The organism is Streptomyces sp. NPDC090108 (genome assembly GCF_044747185.1).
In the GTDB taxonomy this organism is placed as follows: domain Bacteria; phylum Actinomycetota; class Actinomycetes; order Streptomycetales; family Streptomycetaceae; genus Streptomyces.
The window spans coordinates 161,886-183,168 of sequence record NZ_JBIVDQ010000001.1 but is presented as its reverse complement, the minus strand read 5'-3'; the positions used below and the strand labels follow the sequence as shown (position 1 = coordinate 183,168).

Here is a 21,283-nt window from a genome sequence, read left to right as displayed (position 1 = left end):
CAGGAGGCCGGGTGGCAGGGCCGGCCACCCCTCAACGTTCCGGGGTGGCCTCGGGCGGGCCGAGGATGTCGGCGGCCTCGGCGCGACGGGCGCGCGTGGTTTCGTCGCCGGGAACGGTGTCCTCGTAGGCCGCGAGCACCGCACGCGCGCGGGACGCGGCCTCGGCGGGCCGGTCCAGGGCGGCGGCCAGCCGGGCCGCGGCGAGTTCCGCCCCGGTACGGCTGTGCAGTCCCTCCGCGCCCAGCGAACCGAACACCTCCGCCGCGCGGTCCATCCGGACCAGCGCCTCCCCGAGCGCCGCCCGGATCACCCCCTCCTCGGTCTCCCCGGCGACCGAACGGGCCAGCAGCTCACCGAACTGGCGGTGCGTACCGCCCAGTTCGGCGGCGAGCTGCTCCCGGGCCACCGGGTCGGCGGCGTCCTGGAGCGCGCGCTCGCAGGTGCTCACCGCCTCCGCCATCAGCTCCCGCGCGCCGTCGGCCCCGGAGCCCCCGCGCAGCGCCAGCCACCCGCGGGCCCGCACCGAGCGGACGAGGAAGAGCGGGTTGCCCAGCTCCCGCCACAGCTCGCCCGCCCGCAGATACGCCCGCTCCGCCTCCGCCACCAGACCCGCGTCGCTCAGGGACTCCGCGGCGAGGTGGGCCAGCGTGGCGTGGTCCTGCTGCTCGGGCCAGTGCCGGGCGATGTCGGCGGCCCGCAGCCGCCGCTCCGCGGCGTCCCGGTGCTCGCCCAGCTCGCTCAGGCAGTCCCCGAGCCACCACCACGCCTGGACGACCGCCCCCTCGCCGTGCGTCTCGGCCGTCAGGTCGGGCAGCACCGACTCCAGCACCTCCGCCGCCTCCGCGCACCGCCCCTGGCGCAGCAGGAACCCGCCCAGCTGATGCCGCGCCCAGGCGCCCAGCGTGACGCTCTCGTCCGCCTCGTCGGCCCAGTGCGCGGCCTGGAGCGCGTGCTCCGCCGCTTCCCCGGCCGCGCCCCGGGCGCCCGTCACCTCGGCGAGCTGGAGATGCAGCTGAGCCCGCCCGGCCGCCTCCACGTACGGTCCGCCGTGCTCCAGCGCGGCCCGCAGCGCCCGCTCGGCCTCGGCCGGATCGGTGAGGTGGGACAGCGCGGCGACCCGCACCTCGTACTCCACCGCGCACCACGGCAGCCCGGCGTCCACGTACGCGGCGGCGGCCTCCCCGAACAGGCCCACCGCCCGCCGTACGTCCCCGGACCGCTCCGCCAGCTCGCCCAGCATCGCCCGCGCCTCCGCGCCCCGCGCCGCCAGCCGCACGTCGTCCCCGGCCCGCCCGTCCACGAGCGCCAGCACCTCGCGCACGGCCCGCTCGGCCGCGGCCCCGGCGGACGTGACGGACGCGGCCGCGGCGGACGCGGGCTCGGCCCCGGCGGACGCGCCACCGCCCTCCGCGCCCGGCGCGTGCCGTGAGGGCTCCGCGCCGGGGGCCGTCCCCGAGCCCTCACCGTCCGGGCCGGTCCCCGGGCCGCTGTCGGCGGCCCCCGTCCGCTCCGGCGCCCCGTCCGCCCCGCCGGTCCCGTCCGCTCCGGCCGCCCCGGCCGCCTTTTCGTCGACGCGCCGCATCAGCACGCGCGCGTGGCTCATCAGCACCGATGCCGTCTGCCGTACCCCCGTGGCCTCCGCCGCGTACAGCGCGAGCGCCTCGTCACGCAGGGCGTCGACGGCCGTCAGAGCGGTGTCCACGTCGCCGGCCAGGGCCCGCATGTACGCCCCGCGCGCGCGGGCCGCCAGCGCCTCACCGGGGTCGCCCGCCTCCGCGTACAGCGCGGCCGCCCGGTCGAACAGGGGTATGCCCCCGGGGCCGAGCGACATCGCCTCGTGATCGGCGACCGCCCCGCGGTCCCACGGGTCCAGCCCGGTGTCCCCGGTGTCCTCGGTGTCCTCGGTGTCCCCGGCGGCCCGGCCGACCGCCGCCCAGGCCTCCAGCGCGTGCGGGCGCAGCGTCTCCGAGAGACGGCGGGCCTCCGCGACCAGCGCGGGCAGACCGGCGGGACCCGGCTCGGCCGCCGCGGCCTCCGCCACCGGCACGGGCGGGTTCACCGGAGACACCGCCGGCCGTACCGTCCGCACACCCAGCGGCAGCCGGTCCACCAGCGGCCGCCGGGCCAGCCGCGCGCGGACGGCGTCACCGACGGCCGGGGTGCCGTTGCGGGCGTCGAACCGGCCGGCCAGCTCCAGGGTCCCCGCACGCGCGTGGGCCGCGAGTTCCGCCGCGGTCCAGGTCCGTCCCGCGGGCCCCGGCACCCGCTGTCCGCCCAGGCCGAGCGCGGTCAGGCGGTCCATGAGCAGGGTCACCGCGGCCAGGAAGTCCATCCGGCTGCGCGGCTGCCCGTCGTCCGTGAAGTACGCGGGCCGTTCGGCGAGCAGCTCCAGACCGCGCGCCTCGTTGCCGGTCAGCGCGCAGAACTCCACATGGTCCGCGAAGGCGCCCCGCATGCTCTCCATGGGCCGCACCAGCCGGAACCCGCGCAGATGATGGGCCCGCGCCTCGTCCACGCGGCCCAGGCGCAGCAGCGGCACCAGCGAGGACGCCAGGACCGTGTGCGGCTCGTGCGCGCAGCTGTACTCGCCCTCCAGCACCGGCCGCCACAGCTCCAGCGCCTCGGCGTCCCGGCCCAGTTCGGCCTGCCACACACCCTGCCCGTGCAGTTCACAGGCGGGGCAGTCGGCCATCTCGTCCCGGTCCGCCGCCAGCCACGCGGCGTACGCCCGCCGCGCCCGCGCGCGGTCACCGATGTGCTGGGCCACACTGAACTCGGCGCTGCGCACGGCCCGTTCGGAGTGGCCCGCGAGCCGGTAGCGGTGCGCCATCTCGGCGAGCCACTTCTCGGCGGAGGCGAGCGGGATGTGCGGCTGGTCCAGCATGCCCGCCGACACCCACTTGAAGACCCAGTGCAGCGAGTGCGCCTCGTACGCGTCGAAGTCCCCGGGCCGCTCGTCCCACATCCGCAGCAGCCGCGCGAACGGCACGAACATGCGGTCCTTCTCGGAGCTGTAGTTGTAGACCTTCAGCTGATGCCCGAGCACCTCGATCACGGCGAGCGGGATGCCCAGCCCCTCCGCCGCGGCCAGCAGCTCCTCCGCGCGCGCGTTGCGGGCCGGCCCCTCGGGGCGCTCGGAGTTCTCCGCCATGGCCCGGCGCAGCGCGTCGAAGTCCGTGATCCCGGTCATCGGCGACCGTCCTCCCCGTGTGTGGCCCACTCCAGCAGGCCGATGAACGCCCGGTTCAGCAGCGCCGAGTCGGCCGGCCGCAGCGGACGCTGCGCCATCAGCAGCGCCTGCCCGTACAGCGACTCGGCGGCGGTGCCGACCAGTTCGGGATCCCTGAGCGAACTGATCCTGCGGATCAGCGGGTTGAGGTGGTTGAGCACCAGACGCGCACGCGGGGCGCTGCCGCGCAGCGAGCCCAGGATGCCCGCCCACAGGTCGTCGGCCCGCTCCTCCGCCTCCGCCCGCGCCTGCTCGTGCCGCGCGCCGCGGTCGTCCAGGTGCAGCGCGGGCACCGACAGCGGATGGAACGCGCGCAGCACCACGTCGCAGCCCAGCGGGTCCAGCCTCGCCCGGGCGGCGGCCAGGAAACCGGACAGCGCCAGTTCCTCGGCCGGGTCGACGGCGTCCAGGTGGGCGGTCACGGTGTCCGCGTCCAGCTCGGCGACCACCGTCCCCGGCCGCACCGACGGCAGCGCCTCGACCAGCTCGCTGTCGTACGTGTAACCGCCGTTGACCACCCCGACGCCCTGCGCGGCGGCGATCGGCGCGACCTGCCGGTACTCCTCGACCGTCCGCGTGAAGTGCACCACCGGGTGCCGCCGCGCGAACTCCTCCAGCGACAGCTGCCCGTCGGTCGTCTCGAACGGCAGCCAGGGCAGCATCGTGCGCAGCATGTCCCGGTCGTGCCGGGCCAGCGACTTCACGCCCAGGTGGTGCACCGCGAGGAACGCCGACAGCCGCTCCGGATCGCCCGTCGCGAGCCCCGTCAGCCAGGACCTGATCCGCTCGCCGAGCGCCTCACGCACGACGGCGAGCGTCTCGTCCTCGTACAGCGACTCGCGCGAGGCAGTGGGCCGCAGGCTGTCGGTGTCCAGCACACAGCGCACGAAGAACGCCCAGTCGGGCAGCAGCTGTTCGGCCCGCTCGGTCAGCAGCATGCCCTTCAGATGCACCCGGTGCGAGGCCCGCTGCGCCGGACCGACCGCCGACGGCAGCACGTACGCCACACCCCGGACCCCGGCCGGCGGCACGTCCAGGCCGATCGAGTCCAGCGGGGTGAAACCGAAGAGATCGTGACAGTGCGCGGCCAGCGCCACCCGGCGCGCGGCGGGAGAGGGGTACGGGCGGTCCCAGGGCGCCGGGAGCTCCGTGACCGCCTCGCCGTCCACCCGGACGTCGCAGGGCAGCAGCGAGCCGAAGTCCCGCGCCAGGGCACGCACCCGCCCGGGCGCCAGCCACTCGGCCGCACCCGCCCGCGCCACCAGGTGCACGGTGGTGCCCGGCTCGGTGCGGGCCGAGTCCGGGAGCGTGCGGACGGTGTACGAGCCGTCGTCGGCCGCCGTCCACTCCACCGGCGGTGCCCCGGGCTCGCGGGCGCTGCGGCTGACCACCCGGATGCGCTCGGCGACCACGAAGCAGGCCAGCAGCCCGATGCCGAACTGCCCGAGGAACTCCGAGCGCGCCTCCTGGAGCCCGTCCGCGCGCTTGGAGCTGCGGCCGATGGTCGCCAGCAGGCTGTGCACGTCCGACTCGGTGAGTCCGACGCCGCTGTCCTCCACCCGCAGCGCGGCGCCCCCGTCGGACGCCGTGTACAGCCGCACCCGCGCCGGGGCCGAGGGGTCCAGGGCCCGCCGGGCGGTGACGGCGTCCACGGCGTTCTGCAGCAGCTCGCGCAGATAGACCTTGGGGCTGGAGTAGAGGTGATGGGAGAGCAGGTCCACCAGACCACGCAGGTCGACCTGGAACGTATGAGGTGTCTGGGGTCCCGGGGAAGCCGGGGATGACTGTGGGGTCTGGGAGTCCATCGTCGCAGCGCCGGTGGGGGGAAGCAGAGTGCGGCGCGGGGTCGGGCGGTCCGGGTGGGGCGGTGACCGCGGGATGGCCGGAGCGCGCCATCCTAGGCCCTGTCGTCGAACTCCCGCCTGCTCTGCGACGCCATGCGCACACTCTCGCCGCACCGGGCCCCGGCCCGCGTACGTCCGGGACGAGGGCCGGGGCCCGGTGCGCGGGGGAGACGGGGGCCGGTGCACAGAGGAGACGGTGCACAGAGGAGATGGTGCACAGAGGAGACAGTGGAGGCGGTGCACAGAGGGGACGGCGACACCCGCGCGGCACGAAAGGGCCGGTGCGCGGGGAGCGTGTACGCCATTGTCGGTGCCGTGGTGTGCAATGGATCCCGTGTCCGCACTGCGAGAAACCCTGAAACAGCCGCTGAAGTCAGTGCTCGGCCCCGCCACCGCGAAGGTGATGGCCGAGCACCTCGGCCTGGACACCGTCGGCGACCTCCTGCACCACTACCCGCGCAGATACGAGGAGCGGGGCCAGCTCACCCACCTCGCCGACCTCCCCATGGACGAACACGTCACGGTGGTCGCCCAGGTCGCCGACGCCCGGCTGCACAGCTTCGCCTCGGCCAAGGCCCCACGCGGCAAGGGCCAGCGTCTGGAAGTCACCATCACGGACGGCCACGGCCGCCTCCAGCTGGTCTTCTTCGGCAGCGGTGTGCACAAGCCGCACAAGGAGCTGCTGCCGGGCACCCGCGCGATGTTCTCCGGCAAGGTCTCCGTCTTCAACCGCCGTCTCCAGCTCAACCATCCCGCCTACGAGCTGCTGGGCAAGGGTGCGGGGGACGACGAGGACGCGGCCGGGACCGCCGAGACCGTCGAGAACTGGGCCGGCGGCCTCATCCCGATCTACCCCGCCACCGCCAAGCTGGAGTCCTGGAAGATCGGCAAGGCCGTCCAGACGGTCCTGCCCAGCGCCGTGGAGGCGCTCGACCCGCTGCCGCCCGCCCTGCGCGAGGGCCGGGGCCTGGTCACCCTCCCCGAGGCCCTGCTCAAGATCCACCGCCCGCACAGCAAGGCCGACATCGCCGACGCCCGCGCCCGCCTGAAGTGGGACGAGGCCTTCGTCCTCCAGGTCGCCCTGGCCCGCCGCCGGCACGCCGACTCCCAGCTCCCTGCCGTCGCCCGCCGCCCCAAGCCGGACGGCCTGCTCACCGCCTTCGACGACCGCCTGCCCTTCACCCTGACCGAGGGCCAGCAGAAGGTCTCCAAGGAGATCTTCGACGACCTCGCCACCGAACACCCGATGCACCGCCTGCTCCAGGGAGAGGTGGGCTCGGGCAAGACCATGGTGGCCCTGCGCGCCATGCTCGCCACCGTCGACGCGGGCGGTCAGGCCGCGATGCTCGCGCCCACCGAGGTGCTCGCCCAGCAGCACCACCGCTCGATCACCGAGATGATGGGCGAGCTCGCCGAGGGCGGCATGCTCGGCGGCTCCGAGCACGCCACCAAGGTCGTGCTGCTCACCGGCTCCATGGGCGCCGCCGCCCGCCGCCAGGCCCTGCTGGACATCGTCACCGGCGAGGCCGGCGTCGTCATCGGCACCCACGCCCTGATCGAGGGCAAGGTCCAGTTCCACGACCTCGGCCTGGTCGTCGTCGACGAACAGCACCGCTTCGGCGTCGAACAGCGCGACGCCCTGCGCGGCAAGGGGAAGCAGCCCCCGCACCTGCTCGTCATGACCGCCACCCCCATCCCGCGCACGGTCGCGATGACCGTCTTCGGCGATCTGGAGACCTCGGTCCTCGACCAGCTCCCGGCCGGCCGCTCCCCGATCGCCACGCACGTGGTGCCCGCCGCCGACAAACCCCACTTCCTGGCCCGCGCCTGGGAGCGGGTCCGCGAGGAGGTGGAGAACGGGCACCAGGCCTACGTCGTCTGCCCCCGCATCGGCGACGACGAGGAGGCGGCCGAGACCAGGAAGGGGAAGAAGTCCCCCGAGGACGAGGCGGAGAAGCGCCCGCCGCTCGCCGTCCTCGACGTCGCCGGCCACCTGGCGCAGGGTCCCCTCCAGGGACTCAGGGTCGAAGTGCTGCACGGCCGCATGCACCCCGACGACAAGGACGCCGTCATGCGCCGCTTCGCGGCCGGCGAGACGGACGTCCTGGTCGCCACCACGGTCATCGAGGTCGGCGTCAACGTCCCCAACGCCACCGCCATGGTGATCATGGACGCCGACCGCTTCGGTGTCTCCCAGCTCCACCAGCTGCGCGGCCGCGTGGGCCGCGGTTCGGCGCCCGGCCTCTGCCTCCTCGTCTCCGAGATGCCCGAGGCCAGCCCGGCCCGCCAGCGGCTGAACGCCGTCGCCTCCACGCTCGACGGCTTCGAGCTCTCCCGCATCGACCTCGAACAGCGCCGGGAGGGCGACGTCCTCGGCCAGGCCCAGTCCGGCGCCCGCACCAGCCTGCGGGTCCTGGAGGTCATCGAGGACGAGGAGATCATCGCGGAGGCGAGGGAGGAGGCCACGGCGGTCGTCGCGGCCGACCCCGACCTGGCCGGGCTCCCGGGCCTGCGCACGGCCCTGGACGCCCTCCTGGACGAGGAGCGCGAGCAGTACCTGGAGAAGGGCTAGGGGGCGTCTCCCCGGGCGGGCCGCGGACGGGACCGGGGAGCGTGCCGGCCGGTCACCGAGCCGGTACACCCCCGGCCACCGGCCGCCCGTACCCCCACGGCGATCAAGCACCCCCTTCCCCGGGCTGCCAGACTGGCCCCATAACGCCGCCTATCGAAGAAGGACCCCGAAATGACCCGCGTGATCGCCGGCGCAGCCGGTGGACGCCGCCTGGCCGTTCCGCCAGGGACCGGCACCCGGCCGACCTCCGACCGCGCACGCGAGGGCCTCTTCTCCACCTGGCAGTCCCTCCTCGGCGGCCCCCTGGACGGTGAACGCGTCCTCGATCTCTACGCCGGCTCCGGAGCCGTGGGCCTGGAGGCGCTGTCCCGGGGCGCGGGCCACACCCTGCTCGTCGAGGCGGACGCCCGAGCGGCGCGGACCGTCCGCGAGAACGTGCGGAACCTGGGCCTTCCGGGCGCCGAGGTGAGAGCGGGCAAAGCGGAACAGGTCGTCAGGACCGCGCCGCCCGCCGAGCCGTACGACCTGGTCTTCCTGGACCCCCCATATGCGGTCACAGACGACGATCTTCGGGAGATTCTGCTCACACTCCGCTCGGAGGGCTGGCTCGCCGCCGAAGCCCTCGTCACCGTGGAGCGCAGCACCAGAGGCGGCGAATTCCGCTGGCCGGACGGCTTCGAGGCACTGAGGTCCCGTCGCTACGGCGAGGGAACGTTTTGGTACGGTCGCGCCGCCTCTACGTGCGAAGACGCACGATGACCGGACCGGAGAGCGAGGGATCTCAAGTGCGCCGCGCCGTCTGTCCCGGGTCGTTCGACCCGATCACCAACGGACATCTCGACATCATTGCCCGCGCCTCCCGCCTGTACGACGAGGTGTTCGTCGCGGTGATGATCAACAAGTCCAAGAAGGGCCTGTTCGACGTCGAGGAGCGGATCGAACTGATCCGCCAGGTCACCGCCGACTACGCCAACGTCCGCGTCGAGGCCCACCACGGCCTCCTCGTCGACTTCTGCAAGCAGCGGGACATCCCCGCCATCGTCAAGGGTCTGCGCGCCGTCAGCGACTTCGACTACGAGCTCCAGATGGCCCAGATGAACATGGGCCTCACCGGGGTGGAGACGCTGTTCGTGCCCACCAACCCCACCTACAGCTTCCTGTCCTCCTCGCTGGTCAAGGAGGTCGCGGCCTGGGGCGGCGACGTCTCCCACCTGGTGCCGCCGCAGGTCCTGGACGCCCTCGCCGGACGCCTGACGGCGAACTGAGCCCGCACGGCGGGGCCGGTGGAGGCCCGGCGAGGCCCACGACGGCAGGGCGAGGCCGCCGCGGGTCCGCGCGAAGGTGACAACGCGTCACCCGGTGTCCGGCGGCGGGGCCATGGCCGTACAGTCGTGCCGTCCGTCTTCAACACAGCTGTAGAGAGTGGCGAGCGCCGGTGGACGTCCAGATGAAGCTCGACGAGATCGTCTCCGCGGTCTCCAGCGCCCGGTCCATGCCCATGTCCGCCTCGTGCGTGCTCAACCGTGCCGAACTGCTCGCGCTCCTCGACGAGGTGCGCCAGGCGCTGCCCAGCTCGCTCGCCCAGGCCCAGGAACTCATCGGCGACCGCGAGCAGATGGTCGAGCAGGCCCGCGTCGAGGCCGAGCGGATCATCGGTGACGCCCACGCCGAGCGCGGCTCGCTGATCTCCGACACCGAGATCGCCCGCCGCTCCCAGAGCGAGGCCGACCGGATCCTCGCCGAGGCCCGCACGGAGGCCGAGGAGGTCCGCGCCGAGGCCGACGAGTACGTCGACTCCAAGCTCGCCAACTTCGAGGTCGTCCTCACCAAGACCCTGGGCTCGGTCGGCCGCGGCCGCGAGAAGCTCCTCGGTACCGGCACCGGCCTCGACGAGGACGGCTACGAGGACGAGGACGCCCCCGAGCGCAGCCAGGACCCCGAGACCCTGCGGCACAACGCCGACGCCTACGTGGACGCCAAGCTCGGCGCCTTCGAGGCCGTCCTCGCCGCGACCCTGGAGGCCGTCGGCCGCGGCCGGCAGAAGCTGCACGGCCGGATCGCCACGGACGACCTCGGCGCCCTCGCGGACGACACCACGACCTACCAGCACTCCAGCGACGCCGACTACCTCGCCGACCTCGCGGCCCTCTCCGACGACGCCCAGGCCGAGCGCCCGGGCCGCCAGGCCGCGCGGCCCAAGCCGTCGTACGAGCCGCAGCCCGAGCCGTCGTACGAGCCCCAGCCCGTCTACGGCTACCAGCAGCAGCCGGACGCCTACGACCAGCAGCCCGACGCGTACGAGCAGCAGGACCCCTACTCCCCCACCTCCGGCTACGCTCCGGCGGGAGGTGCCCCCACCTTCCCGCAGCAGGGCGGCTACGCCCAGCAGGACCCCTACGGCTACCCGCAGGCCGACCCCTACGCCGCGGCCGGCTACGCCCAGAACGGCGGCGCCCCGGCCTACCAGGGCTACGACGGCCGGCAGGCCGGTTACGACCCGAACCAGGCGCAGCAGCCGCACCAGCCCCCACAGCAGCCGCACCAGTCCCAGCAGGGATACGCTCTCGACGAGACCAGCCTGTTCGACACCAGCATGATCAGCGCGGAGCAGCTGCGCGCGTACGAGCAGGGGCGCGGGCTGTAGAACGGCCGGCACGGGCCGCTGGGCGGGGAGCGCGGGTCCGATCCGCCGCTCCGTGGGCCCCGGGTTCCCGGGGTGCGGCAGCCGGATTGGGCCCTGAGCGAAAGGTCCAGTATCCTGGCTCTTCGGTCACGTGTATGCCCGTGATCGGCGCTGCCCGGAACACCGTGGGGCGGCGTCCCTTCGAGTTCGAAGATCGAAAGCAGGAATGGCTTCCAACGCTCGCCTCGACCACCGCAACCCCCTCGTGATCGATACGCACGAGCTGGGCCGGCGGCCTGGTGCGCTGCAGCGCCTGACCCGCGAGATCGACGCCCCCCGCGACTTCGGTATCGAGGGCGTCATCGGAGTGCCGGAAGGCGCCCCGGTGGAGCTCGACCTCCGGCTCGAGTCGGTCATGGAAGGGGTGCTTGTCACAGGCACCGCCCGTGCACTGGCGAAAGCGGAGTGCGTAAGGTGTCTGGAGCCCTTCGAGTACGAGCTCGATGCGGACTTCCAGGAGATGTTCTCGTACCCTGACGCCGACGACCGGGGCCGCGTGATCGCGGAACCGGGCGACGACGCCGAGGACGACGAGGACAGGCTCTACATCGAGGACGGCCTGATCGACCTCGAGCCTGTGCTGCGTGATGCGGTGGTGCTCGCACTGCCGATGCAGCCGGTGTGCCAGGACGACTGTCCGGGTCTGTGCTCCGAATGCGGAGCGCGGCTCGCGGACGACCCGGACCACCACCACGACGCCGTCGACATCCGTTGGGCGGCATTGCAGGGACTCGCCGGTTCACTCGAAGACGGCGAGAAGGACGAGATGAGCGGCGGCGCGCTTCCTTCAGCACGCGCCGACGAGAAGCAGGAGAAGTAGCCGTGGCTGTTCCGAAGCGGAAGATGTCGCGCAGCAACACGCGCCACCGCCGGTCGCAGTGGAAGGCTGCGGTCACCCCCCTGGTTGCGTGCGAGCGCTGCCACGAGCCCAAGCAGCAGCACATCGCGTGCCCGTCTTGCGGCACCTACAACAAGCGCCAGGTCCTCGAGGTCTGAGCGGGCTGGTGAGAGGCACTGTGTCCACTGCCAAGAAGAACACTTCCCGCGTGAGCGGGGGTGGACCGGCGGACAACCAGGCCTCGTCCCACACGCTTCTGGAAGGGCGGCTCGGCTACCACGTCGAGTCCGCCCTTCTGGTGCGCGCGCTGACCCATCGTTCCTACGCGTACGAGAACGGCGGTCTGCCGACGAACGAGCGGCTGGAGTTCCTCGGGGACTCCGTGCTCGGCCTCGTCGTCACGGACACGCTGTACCGCACCCACCCCGACCTGCCCGAAGGCCAGCTGGCCAAGTTGCGGGCCGCGGTGGTCAACTCTCGTGCGCTGGCGGAGGTCGGCCGTGGGCTCGACCTGGGCGCCTTCATCCGGCTCGGCCGCGGTGAAGAAGGAACGGGTGGCCGGGACAAGGCATCCATTCTCGCCGACACCCTTGAAGCGGTGATCGGCGCGGTCTATCTCGATCAGGGCCTCGACGCGGCGTCCGAGCTGGTTCACCGGCTCTTCGACCCGCTGATCGAGAAGTCCTCGAACCTCGGAGCCGGCCTGGACTGGAAGACCAGTCTCCAGGAGCTCACCGCGACGGAGGGACTCGGCGTGCCCGAGTACCTGGTCACGGAGACCGGCCCCGACCACGAGAAGACCTTCACTGCTGCTGCCCGCGTCGGAGGCGTCTCGTACGGCACCGGCACCGGCCGCAGCAAGAAGGAGGCGGAGCAGCAGGCCGCCGAGTCCGCCTGGCGGTCCATCCGGGCCGCCGCGGACGAGCGGGCCAAGGCGGCCGAAGAAGCCGCCGGGCAGGGCGATCCGTCGTCCGCTGCCACCGCCTGACCTGAAGAAGCAGTAGTCCGAGCGCCCGTCCCCGTCGGTCACGGCGGGGCGGGCGCTCGGTTCATCCACCGGTCCGCACCGGTCCGTTCCCCGTACGGCCCGCGGACCCGACGGGGGTCCTGATGCCCGAGTTGCCCGAGGTCGAGGTCGTCCGGCGCGGTCTGGAGCGATGGGTCGCCCATCGCACCGTCGCCGCCGCCGAGGTGCTCCACCCCCGTGCCGTACGACGGCACACGGCGGGCGCCGAGGACTTCGCGCGCCGCCTCGAAGGCCACACCGTCGGCACCCCGAGCCGCCGCGGCAAGTACCTGTGGCTGCCGCTGGAGGACACCGACCAGTCGGTCCTCGCCCACCTCGGCATGAGCGGCCAGCTCCTGGTCCAGCCGCACGCGGCGCCCGACGAGAAGCACCTGCGGGTCCGGGTCCGCTTCGCCGACGCCGTCGACACCGAGCTGCGCTTCGTCGACCAGCGCACCTTCGGCGGCCTGTCGCTGCACGACAACACCCCCGACGGCCTGCCCGACGTCATCGCGCACATCGCCCGCGACCCGCTCGACCCCCTCTTCGACGACGAGGCCTTCCACCAGGCCCTGCGGCGCAAGCGGACCACGATCAAGCGGGCCCTGCTGGACCAGTCGCTGATCAGCGGCGTCGGCAACATCTACGCCGACGAGGCGCTGTGGCGCGCCGGCATCCACTACGAGCGTCCGACCGCGCATCTCACGCGCCCGGTCACCATGAGCCTGCTCGGCCATGTCCGGGACGTGATGAACGCGGCCCTCTCCGTCGGCGGCACTAGCTTCGACAGCCTGTACGTCAACGTCAACGGCGAGTCGGGCTACTTCGACCGGTCCCTGGACGCGTACGGCCGCGAGGGCCTGCCCTGCAACCGGTGCGGCACGCCCATGCGGCGCCGCCCGTGGATGAACCGGTCCAGCTACTTCTGCCCGAAGTGTCAGAAGGCGCCGCGCGTCTCGTCGTAACGGGCGCGGGCGGCCAGGACGTCGTCCATGGAACCCTCCACGCAGTGGATCAGCGCCAGCAGCCGTTCGGCGACGGCGCGGCCCAGGGCGGTCAGTTCGTAGTCCACGCGGGGCGGGTTGACCGGCTGCGCCTCGCGGTGCACCAGGCCGTCGCGCTCCAGCGCGTGCAGGGTCTGGGAGAGCATCTTCTCGCTCACCCCGTCGATGCGGCGGCGCAGCTCGTTGAAGCGCAGCGAACCCTCGTACAGCGCGCCGAGCGTCAGTCCGCCCCAGCGTCCCGTGACGTGCTCCAGCGTGCCGCGCGAGGGGCAGGCCTTGGCGAACACGTCGTAGGCGAGGTCGTCCTGGTCCTGGGTGCGGCCGCTCATGGAACCAGCGTACGCGAGCACAGCGCTCACCGCGAGTTTGCACTAACCAAAAGTTAGTGCTTTCCTTTGGTTACCGCCGCGCCGCGGTGTGCCGAGGTGCGGGCTCTCTTGGGCCCTCATCCCCTTTTCTTCCGGTTTATCCATTCTCCGCTGCTCAAGGAGCGCATCACCATGACCGTTCCCGCCCCTGTCGTGTCCATCGCCTACCACTCCGGCTACGGCCACACCGCCGTCCTTGCCGAGGCCGTCCGCGCCGGTGCCGCCGAGGCGGGCGCCGAGGTGCACCTGATCAAGGTCGACGAGATCACCGACGCGCAGTGGGAGATCCTGGACCGATCCGACGCGATCGTCTTCGGCTCGCCCACCTACATGGGCACGGCCTCCGGCGCCTTCCACGTCTTCGCCGAGGCCACCTCCAAGCGCTGGTTCGGGCAGGACTGGAAGGACAAGCTGGCCGCCGGCTTCACCAACTCCGGTTCCAAGAGCGGCGACAAGCTGAACACCCTGCAGTTCTTCCAGGTCCTCGCCGGCCAGCACGGCATGAACTGGGTCAACCTCGGTCTCCACCCGGGCTGGAACAGCAGCGAGTCCTCCGAGAACGACCTCAACCGCCTCGGCTTCTTCGCCGGCGCCGCCGCCCAGACCAACGTGGACCAGGGCCCGGAGGGCGTCCACAAGTCCGACATCGCCACGGCCGAACACCTGGGCCGCCGGGTCGCGGACACGGCAGCCGTCTTCAACCGCGGCCGCGCCGCGGCCTGAAGCCCTCGGCCGGCCCCGGCCCGGCCACGGCCGGGTCACGCCTGAGCCTGGTCGCCCGGGGCCTGGTCGCCCGGGGACGGGTCGCGGCCTGAAGCCCGGTCGCCCGGGGCCGGGTCACGGCCTGAAGCCCGGGGTGCCGTACGCGCGGATCGCCGCGGTGACCCCGATCCCCGCGCGGTCGGGTTCGCCGCGGCGGCGCGCCCCTGGTACCGGATCCCTCCTGCACCTCTGCGAGGATGCCGCGCGGGAGTGACCGGTCGCGGGTGGAGGGGGAACGGTGATGCTTCGCGGGGTGCTCGCGCTGATGGCGGGCGGCTTTCTCACCCTGGTCGCCGGCGGCTTCCGCAACCTGGACGTGTGGGTGTGGGACCGGGCGGACGCGTACTTCTCGCCGCATCACAGGACCGCGTGGGGAACACCCTGGAAGAGCCTCGGGCGCATGAGGCTGCAGTGCGGGGTCGTGGGAGCCGGACTGCTGATCCTGGGCCTCGCGATCACACTGTCCCGGCTCTCTCAGTAGCCGAAGTCCTCAGTCCACCAAGGGCCGCCCGGGCCGAAGTGGACGCCGACGCCGAGGGTCTTGAAGTCGCAGTTCAGGATGTTGGCGCGGTGGCCGGGGCTGTTCATCCAGGCCTGCATGACGGCTGCCGCGTCCGACTGGCCGCGGGCTATGTTCTCCCCGCCGAGACCGGTGATGCCGGCCTTCGCCGCCCGGTCCCACGGGCTGTGCCCGTCGGGGTCGGTGTGGTCGAAGAAACCGCGCGCGGCCATGTCGGCGCTGAAGGAGGCGGCCAGCGCGCTCAGCGCGGAGTTCGCCGACACGGCGCTGCAACCGGCCTTCGCCCGCTCGTCGTTGACGAGGTTCAGCACCTCCGCCGCGGCGACCGTCTCCACCGAGACCGTCACCGGGGCGGAACTCGCCCGCGGTGGCGCCGGAGACTTCGGCGCGCTCGGCGAGGAGGTGCTTCCGGGCGCCGGGGTGGCGGTGGTGGCCGCGCCCGCAGTCGCCGACGGGGACGGAGTGGCCGTGGGGGAAGGGGCCTGCTTCTCCGGGGATGCGGTGGCGGCCGCGGACGCCGGGAGTCCGGGCAGGGACGGCAGCCGGACGCCGCCGCCCGTCCCGAGGCCGCCGGCCGAGGACTCGGCGCTGCCCGAGGAGCCGCCCTGCTCGGTGGCGGAGTTGCCGGGGGAGTCCACGGCCCGTACGTGGCCGCCGCTGCCCGAACCGCCGCCCAGCCGGTAGTTCTGCAGCCCGGGTATGAGGCCCGCGGCCACCGCGACCGTGCCGAGCGCCACGGCCGCGGTCACCCCGAGCAGCCCCGTGCGTACGGGCGGCACGGCCTTCCTCCGCCGCCGGTGGCCTCGCGGCCCGCGCCCCGTGGGGCCAGTGCCGTTCGCGGCGGCCGTCGGGGAGCTCGTGTGCGCGCCGCCGAGCGAGGTGAGGCGGGTGCGCGTGCCGCCGGCCCCACCGCCGGGCGGGACACCAGGCCCTCTCCCGGGCGTACTGCCGGCCCCGCCGCCGAGCGCGCCGTCGGAGCCTTCACCGGCCCCGCCCGGCCGCTCGCAGGCGTCGTCGGTCCCGAACAGGTACGCCGTGCTGCGCGCGTTGGTCTCGGCGTACGCCTCGGAGTTCGGATACGGGGCGATGCCCGGACGGAAGCCGTCGTCCGTCGGTGAGCGCCGCCCGCGAGCCGCCGCACCGGAGCCCGAGCCGGGCCCACCGCCGGAGCCCGCGCGAGAGTCCCCGGGGAAGCCGGTCCCGGAGAAGTCCGCGGGGAAGCCGGCGCCCGAGCCGTGGCCGGGGGAGCCCGCCGGTGAGCCGGCGCCCGAGCCCGCGCCGGAGGAGCCCGCGCCGGACGCGTCCGTACCGGAGGAGCCCGTGCCGGAGGGGTCCGCGTCGGCGCGCCCGGCTGCGGAGCGGCGGTGGCGTCCCATGCCCTTGCCCTCTTCCTCGTTCTCGCGGTCGGCCGGCGCCGTGACGGCGGACGAAGCCCTCTGGCCGATCCGACTCACTCGATCGAGTGAGTTTCATATGAGATGTATCGGATCGGGACGCTACCGCATGGCCCGGGGGGAGGGTGCGGAGCGGTGGACACCGGCTGGTTAGGTTGCCTCCATGAGTGAGGACGTACGGATGGTGGCCTGGGTTCGCGGCCGCGTCCAGGGTGTGGGTTTCCGCTGGTTCACCCGCGCGCGGGCGCTGGAGATCGGCGGGCTGAGTGGTTTTGCTCTCAATCTGGGCGACGGACGCGTCCAGGTGGTCGCGGAAGGATCGCGCGAGAACTGCGAGGGACTGCTCGACTGGCTCCAGGGTGACGACACGCCCGGACGCGTAGACGGCGTCACCGAGATCTGGGACACACCGCGCGGCGGCTACGACGGCTTCGCCATCCGCTGAGACGTTTCCGTAAAGCCCCGCAGGTGGGGGCGGAACAAGTTGCTCCGGGCATGTGCCCGGAGCAGAAATGGCCTGGTGGTTGCCAAGAACGCCGCCGCGTGGCAGGCTCCCCAGATACAGCTGGTCACCACTCCCTGAGGGCCCCGCAGGAGACACAGCGCCACCGCACAGCCGGTCGCGCGCCCCGGGTTCGCCCGCCAATACAGGGTGTGATCGTGTTGACCGTCAAACTTTTTGGTGAGACGCTGAAAGCCCCGCGCACCTTAGCTGTTTGGCATGTAGAGCGGCAGAGCAACACTCCAGTGTGTCAAGCACCGCGGGTGCGATCCCTCACGACCCACACCGCATCGGTCGGTCACTCAGTGTGGAGGACCATCCATCATGGCAAAGGCGCTTCTCGGTTACGTCGGCGGCTCCGACCCGCGACTCCTCGCCGAGATGCGACGGCTGCAGCAGCGTGTCCAGGACCTGGAGTCCGAACTCGGACGCATCCAGGCGGAGAACGACGCGCTGACGGCTGCCGCCTCTCAGGACAGGATCATGGAGAGCATCGACGCACACCAGGCGGAGCCTGCGCTCACCTGATCGCTGCATCGCTCCACGAAAGCAGAAGCAGTGGTTGGGCAGCCCCTATCAACCGCTCAATGATCAGACAACACAAGCCCAGTTGTCAGAGCTGCAAGGGACGCTTCGGCGTCCCTTCCTTCTTTCCCCCGTGCATCCTTTCACGTTCTTCAACATCTGGTGTGCCCTGCATGTTCATGGGCGAAACCGTAGGGGTTGCGAGTGTTCGCCCCTTGAGATAGCGACGGACGGTAAAGTCCCACGGCGTGCACCTCAAGGCTTTGACCCTGCGTGGGTTCAAATCGTTCGCCTCGGCGACCACGCTCCGGTTCGAACCGGGGATCACGTGCGTCGTCGGGCCGAACGGCTCGGGCAAGTCCAACGTGGTGGACGCGCTCAGCTGGGTCATGGGCGAGCAGGGTGCCAAGTCGCTGCGCGGCGGCAAGATGGAGGACGTCATCTTCGCCGGCACCACCGGCCGCCCGCCGCTGGGCCGCGCCGAGGTGTCCCTGACCATCGACAACTCCGACGGGGCGCTGCCCATCGAGTACGCCGAGGTCACCCTCACCCGGATCATGTTCCGCAACGGCGGCAGCGAGTACCAGATCAACGGTGACACCTGCCGGCTGCTGGACATCCAGGATCTCCTCTCCGACTCCGGCATCGGCCGGGAGATGCACGTCATCGTCGGACAGGGCCAGCTCGACTCCGTGCTGCACGCCGATCCGATGGGCCGCCGCGCCTTCATCGAGGAGGCCGCGGGTGTGCTCAAGCACCGCAAGCGCAAGGAGAAGGCGCTGCGCAAACTCGACGCGATGCGGGCCAACCTCGCGCGCGTGCAGGACCTCACCGACGAACTGCGCCGTCAGCTCAAGCCGCTGGGCCGCCAGGCCGCCGTCGCGCGCCGGGCCGCGGTCATCCAGGCCGACCTGCGCGACGCGCGTCTGCGGCTGCTCGCCGACGACCTCGTACAGCTGCGCGAGGCGCTCAGCACCGAGATCGCCGACGAGGCCGCCCTGAAGGAGCGCAGGGAGAGCGCCGAGGCCGAGCTGAGGAAGGCCCTCCAGCGGGAGTCCCTCCTGGAGGAGGAGGTACGGCGGCTCACCCCGCGCCTCCAGCGCGCCCGCGAGACCTGGCACGAGCTGTCCCAGCTGGCCGAACGCGTGCGCGGCACCGTCTCGCTGGCCGACGCCCGGGTGAGGAGCGCCGACGCGGCGCCCCCCGAGGAGCGGCGCGGCCGCGACCCCGAGGACATGGAACGCGAGGCCGCCCGCGTCCGCGAGCAGGAAGCCGAACTCGAAGCCGCCCTGGAGGCCGCCCGCCACGCGCTCGACGACACCGTCGCCCACCGCGCCGAGCTGGAGCGGGACCTGGCGGTCGAGGAACGCCGGCTGAAGGACGCCGCCCGCGCCATCGCCGACCGGCGCGAGGGCCTGGCCCGGCTGTCCGGACAGGCCAACGCGGCCCGCTCGCGCGCCGCGTCCGCCCAGGCCGAGATCGACCGGCTGGCCGCCGCCCGCGACGAGGCCCAGGAACGCGCGGCCGGCGCCCAGGAGGAGTACGAGACGCTCAAGGCCGAGGTCGACGGCCTCGACGCGGACGACGCCGACATAGGTGAACGGCACGAGCAGGCCAGGCGCCTGCTCACCGGGGCCGAGGCCGCCCTGAGCGCCGCCCGCGAGGCCGTCACCGCCGCCGAACGCCGGCGCGCCGCCACCCAGGCCCGCCACGAGACGCTCTCCCTCGGCCTGCGCCGCAAGGACGGCACCGGCACCCTCCTCCAGACGCGCGACCGGCTGACCGGAGTCCTGGGCCCGGCGGCCGGACTGCTCACCGTGACCCCCGGCCACGAGACCGCCCTCGCCGCGGCCTTCGGAGCAGCCGCCGACGCGGTCGCCGTGAACGGCACCGGGGCCGCCGCCGAGGCCATCAGACTCCTCCGCAAGGAGGACGGGGGCCGCGTGACCCTGCTGACGGCGGGGTTCCCGGACGACCTCGGCCGCCCCGGCGGCGCCCCCGGTCCCCGCGGCTCCCTTCCCGCCGTCGACCTCGTGCGCGGGCCCGCCGAACTGATGCCGGCCGTACGGCGGCTGCTGCGCGGGATCGTCGTCGTCGGGACGCTGGAGGACGCGGAGGACCTGGTCCACGCGCACCCGGAGCTGACCGCGGTGACGGCGGAGGGCGATCTGCTCGGAGCTCACTTCGCCCAGGGCGGATCGGCCGGGGCGCCGAGCCTGCTGGAGGTGCAGGCCTCGGTGGACGAGGCGGCACGGGAGCTGGCGGAGCTGGCCGTGCGGTGCGAGGAACTGGCCGAGGAGCAGCGTGCCGCGGCCGGGCAGCGCGCGGAGAGCGCCGCGCTCGTCGAGGAACTGGGGGAGCGGCGGCGGGCGGCCGACCGGGAGAAGTCCGCCGTGGCCCAGCGGCTGGGGCGGCTCGCGGGGCAGGCGCGGGGCGCCGCCGGAGAGGCCGAGCGCTCGGCCGCCGCGGCCGCGCGTGCGCAGGAGGCCCTGGAGGCCGCCGTACTGGATGCCGGGGAGCTCGCGGAGCGGCTGGCGGTGGCCGAGGAGGCACCGGCCGACGAGGAGCCCGACACCTTCGCGCGCGACCGGCTGGCCGCCGACGGAGCCAACGCGCGCCAGACCGAGATGGAGGCCCGCCTCCAGGTCCGTACCCACGAGGAGCGGGTCAGGGGGCTCGCGGGGCGGGCCGACTCCCTCGACCGGGCCGCCCGCGCCGAACGCGAGGCACGCGCGCGTGCGGAGCAGCGGCGGGCGCGGCTGCGGCACGAGGCCGCCGTCGCCGGGGCCGTCGCCTCCGGGGCGCGGCAGCTCCTCGCCCACATCGAGGTGTCCGTCGGGCGGGCCGACCGGGAGCGGGCCGCGGCCGAGGCCGCCAAGGACCTGCGCGAGCGGGAACTGGCCGCCGCGCGCGGCGAGGGACGCGAGCTCAAGTCCGAGCTGGACAAGCTGACGGACTCGGTGCACCGGGGTGAGGTCCTCGGTGCCGAGAAGCGGCTGCGGATCGAGCAGCTCGAAGCCAGGGCGCTGGAGGAACTGGGCGTCGAACCGGCGGGGCTGGTGTCCGAGTACGGCCCGCAGCAGCCGGTGCCGCCGTCGCTCCCCGCCGAGGGCGAGGAGCCGCCCGAGACCGGACCCGGGGGAGGCTCCGCCGCGGCCGGGGACCCGCGCGACCTGCCCAGGCCCTTCGTGCGGGCCGAGCAGGAGAAACGGCTCAGGGCCGCCGAACGCGCCTACCAGCAGCTCGGCAAGGTCAATCCGCTGGCCCTGGAGGAGTTCGCGGCGCTGGAGGAGCGGCACAAGTTCCTCAGCGAGCAGCTCGAAGATCTCAAGAAGACCCGCGCCGACCTCCTTCATGTGGTGAAGGAGGTCGACCAGCGGGTCGAACAGGTCTTCACCGAGGCGTACCGGGACACCGCCCGCGAGTTCGAGGGCGTCTTCGGCCGGCTGTTCCCCGGCGGTGAGGGGCGGCTGATCCTCACCGACCCCGACAACATGCTCACCACCGGCGTGGATGTCGAGGCCCGGCCCCCGGGCAAGAGGGTCAAGCGGCTCTCCCTGCTCTCCGGCGGCGAGCGGTCGCTGACCGCCGTGGCCCTCCTCGTGTCGATCTTCAAGGCGCGGCCCAGCCCCTTCTACGTCATGGACGAGGTCGAGGCCGCCCTCGACGACACCAATCTCCAGCGCCTGATCCGGATCATGCAGGAGCTCCAGGAGTCCTCGCAGCTCATCGTGATCACGCACCAGAAGCGCACGATGGAGGTCGCGGACGCGCTCTACGGCGTCTCGATGCAGGGTGACGGTGTGTCAAAGGTCATCTCGCAGCGGCTGCGCCAGGTCTAGTTCAAGATCAAATAACGTCTCCTTCACTTCTTGAACGCGAGGTGGGGGACTCGTATCGAAAAGCTCACACTCGTTGAGCTATTGACTTCGAAACTTGAAGGCATAGTCTCTGCAACGTTGTATTTACCTTCAGGTGTGAGCGGCGCCAACCTGTGCGCCACTGGAAACCTGGAAGGGCTCACCCCCACCCCGGC

At 73.0% G+C, this 21,283-nt stretch carries 17 protein-coding genes; 13 read left to right on the top strand and 4 right to left on the bottom strand.

The features are described 5' to 3' along the window. Nucleotides 1–31: 31 nt before the first annotated feature. Nucleotides 32–3,190 carry a tetratricopeptide repeat protein gene (locus ACIPRD_RS00755; RefSeq protein ID WP_401558819.1) on the bottom strand — a complete coding sequence of 1,053 codons (3,159 nt, stop codon included), beginning with the start codon at nt 3,188–3,190 and terminating at the stop codon, nt 32–34. Further along, nucleotides 3,187–5,034 carry an HSP90 family protein gene (locus ACIPRD_RS00750; RefSeq protein ID WP_401558816.1) on the bottom strand — a complete coding sequence of 616 codons (1,848 nt, stop codon included), beginning with the start codon at nt 5,032–5,034 and terminating at the stop codon, nt 3,187–3,189. Before ACIPRD_RS00750 ends, ACIPRD_RS00755 begins: the two co-directional genes overlap by 4 nt. Nucleotides 5,035–5,398: 364 nt before the next feature. On the opposite strand from ACIPRD_RS00750, the gene recG reads away from it, so the two are divergent. The 8 genes from recG (at nt 5,399) to mutM (ending at nt 13,137) form a co-directional block, all read left to right on the top strand. Then, complete coding sequence (gene recG / locus ACIPRD_RS00745) at nt 5,399–7,645, top strand: ATP-dependent DNA helicase RecG (RefSeq protein WP_356404148.1); 2,247 nt, start codon at nt 5,399–5,401, stop codon at nt 7,643–7,645. Nucleotides 7,646–7,816: 171 nt separating this feature from the next. Further along, on the top strand, nt 7,817–8,404 hold the full coding sequence (gene rsmD / locus ACIPRD_RS00740) for a 16S rRNA (guanine(966)-N(2))-methyltransferase RsmD (protein WP_356404150.1): 588 nt from the start codon (nt 7,817–7,819) through the stop codon (nt 8,402–8,404). A gap of 26 nt (nt 8,405–8,430) precedes the next feature. Then, nucleotides 8,431–8,910, top strand: coding sequence for a pantetheine-phosphate adenylyltransferase (coaD, locus tag ACIPRD_RS00735; RefSeq protein WP_401559984.1), 480 nt, complete (start codon nt 8,431–8,433; stop codon nt 8,908–8,910). Between the two features lie 170 nt (nt 8,911–9,080). Beyond that, nucleotides 9,081–10,289: a cell division initiation protein gene (locus ACIPRD_RS00730; RefSeq protein WP_356404154.1), complete on the top strand. Its 1,209-nt coding sequence runs from the start codon at nt 9,081–9,083 to the stop codon at nt 10,287–10,289. 205 nt (nt 10,290–10,494) lie between these two features. Next, complete coding sequence (locus tag ACIPRD_RS00725; RefSeq protein WP_356404156.1) at nt 10,495–11,148, top strand: DUF177 domain-containing protein; 654 nt, start codon at nt 10,495–10,497, stop codon at nt 11,146–11,148. Nucleotides 11,149–11,150: 2 nt separating this feature from the next. Next, the gene (rpmF, locus tag ACIPRD_RS00720) at nt 11,151–11,324 is read left to right on the top strand and encodes a 50S ribosomal protein L32 (RefSeq protein WP_015657589.1); all 174 of its coding nucleotides are present in this window, start codon (nt 11,151–11,153) and stop codon (nt 11,322–11,324) included. Between the two features lie 8 nt (nt 11,325–11,332). Next, the gene (gene rnc, locus ACIPRD_RS00715; RefSeq protein WP_401558811.1) at nt 11,333–12,154 is read left to right on the top strand and encodes a ribonuclease III; all 822 of its coding nucleotides are present in this window, start codon (nt 11,333–11,335) and stop codon (nt 12,152–12,154) included. A gap of 122 nt (nt 12,155–12,276) precedes the next feature. Further along, the gene (gene mutM / locus ACIPRD_RS00710) at nt 12,277–13,137 is read left to right on the top strand and encodes a bifunctional DNA-formamidopyrimidine glycosylase/DNA-(apurinic or apyrimidinic site) lyase (protein WP_356404160.1); all 861 of its coding nucleotides are present in this window, start codon (nt 12,277–12,279) and stop codon (nt 13,135–13,137) included. Here mutM and ACIPRD_RS00705 read toward each other — a convergent pair. Next, complete coding sequence (locus ACIPRD_RS00705; protein WP_356404162.1) at nt 13,110–13,505, bottom strand: helix-turn-helix domain-containing protein; 396 nt, start codon at nt 13,503–13,505, stop codon at nt 13,110–13,112. The two genes, mutM and ACIPRD_RS00705, sit on opposite strands and share 28 nt — an antisense overlap. Nucleotides 13,506–13,676: 171 nt before the next feature. Between ACIPRD_RS00705 and ACIPRD_RS00700 the strand changes: the two genes are divergently transcribed. After that, entirely contained in the window at nt 13,677–14,267 is a 591-nt protein-coding gene (locus tag ACIPRD_RS00700) for a flavodoxin family protein (RefSeq protein ID WP_356404164.1), read from the top strand. Between the two features lie 277 nt (nt 14,268–14,544). Continuing rightward, the gene (locus ACIPRD_RS00695; RefSeq protein ID WP_401558807.1) at nt 14,545–14,787 is read left to right on the top strand and encodes a hypothetical protein; all 243 of its coding nucleotides are present in this window, start codon (nt 14,545–14,547) and stop codon (nt 14,785–14,787) included. On the opposite strand, the gene ACIPRD_RS00690 is transcribed toward ACIPRD_RS00695, so the two are convergent. Beyond that, the gene (locus tag ACIPRD_RS00690) at nt 14,781–16,280 is read right to left on the bottom strand and encodes a CAP domain-containing protein (protein ID WP_401558805.1); all 1,500 of its coding nucleotides are present in this window, start codon (nt 16,278–16,280) and stop codon (nt 14,781–14,783) included. The genes ACIPRD_RS00695 and ACIPRD_RS00690 overlap by 7 nt on opposite strands. 103 nt (nt 16,281–16,383) lie before the next feature. Here ACIPRD_RS00690 and ACIPRD_RS00685 point away from each other — a divergent pair, with 103 nt between their 5' ends. The 3 genes from ACIPRD_RS00685 to smc all read left to right on the top strand — a co-directional run bounded on the left by ACIPRD_RS00685 (nt 16,384) and on the right by smc (nt 21,089). Further along, a complete protein-coding gene (locus ACIPRD_RS00685; protein ID WP_356404179.1) occupies nt 16,384–16,665 on the top strand; it encodes an acylphosphatase in 282 nt (93 codons plus the stop codon). Between the two features lie 381 nt (nt 16,666–17,046). After that, nucleotides 17,047–17,250 carry a hypothetical protein gene (locus tag ACIPRD_RS00680; RefSeq protein WP_067004905.1) on the top strand — a complete coding sequence of 68 codons (204 nt, stop codon included), beginning with the start codon at nt 17,047–17,049 and terminating at the stop codon, nt 17,248–17,250. Nucleotides 17,251–17,495: 245 nt separating this feature from the next. Next, nucleotides 17,496–21,089 carry a chromosome segregation protein SMC gene (gene smc / locus ACIPRD_RS00675; protein WP_401558800.1) on the top strand — a complete coding sequence of 1,198 codons (3,594 nt, stop codon included), beginning with the start codon at nt 17,496–17,498 and terminating at the stop codon, nt 21,087–21,089. Nucleotides 21,090–21,283 lie beyond the last annotated feature (194 nt).

Excerpts from the sequence above, each read along its gene's own strand:
- ACIPRD_RS00680 (WP_067004905.1), top strand. The coding sequence starts at position 17,047 with ATGGCAAAGGCGCTTCTCGGTTACGTCGGCGGCTCCGACCCGCGACTC.
- ACIPRD_RS00685 (WP_356404179.1), top strand. The coding sequence starts at position 16,384 with ATGAGTGAGGACGTACGGATGGTGGCCTGGGTTCGCGGCCGCGTCCAG.
- ACIPRD_RS00705 (WP_356404162.1), bottom strand. The coding sequence starts at position 13,505 with ATGAGCGGCCGCACCCAGGACCAGGACGACCTCGCCTACGACGTGTTC.
- ACIPRD_RS00750 (WP_401558816.1), bottom strand. The coding sequence starts at position 5,034 with ATGGACTCCCAGACCCCACAGTCATCCCCGGCTTCCCCGGGACCCCAG.
- rsmD (WP_356404150.1), top strand. The coding sequence starts at position 7,817 with ATGACCCGCGTGATCGCCGGCGCAGCCGGTGGACGCCGCCTGGCCGTT.
- mutM (WP_356404160.1), top strand. The coding sequence starts at position 12,277 with ATGCCCGAGTTGCCCGAGGTCGAGGTCGTCCGGCGCGGTCTGGAGCGA.
- ACIPRD_RS00700 (WP_356404164.1), top strand. The coding sequence starts at position 13,677 with ATGACCGTTCCCGCCCCTGTCGTGTCCATCGCCTACCACTCCGGCTAC.
- ACIPRD_RS00725 (WP_356404156.1), top strand. The coding sequence starts at position 10,495 with ATGGCTTCCAACGCTCGCCTCGACCACCGCAACCCCCTCGTGATCGAT.
- ACIPRD_RS00755 (WP_401558819.1), bottom strand. The coding sequence starts at position 3,190 with ATGACCGGGATCACGGACTTCGACGCGCTGCGCCGGGCCATGGCGGAG.
- recG (WP_356404148.1), top strand. The coding sequence starts at position 5,399 with ATGGATCCCGTGTCCGCACTGCGAGAAACCCTGAAACAGCCGCTGAAG.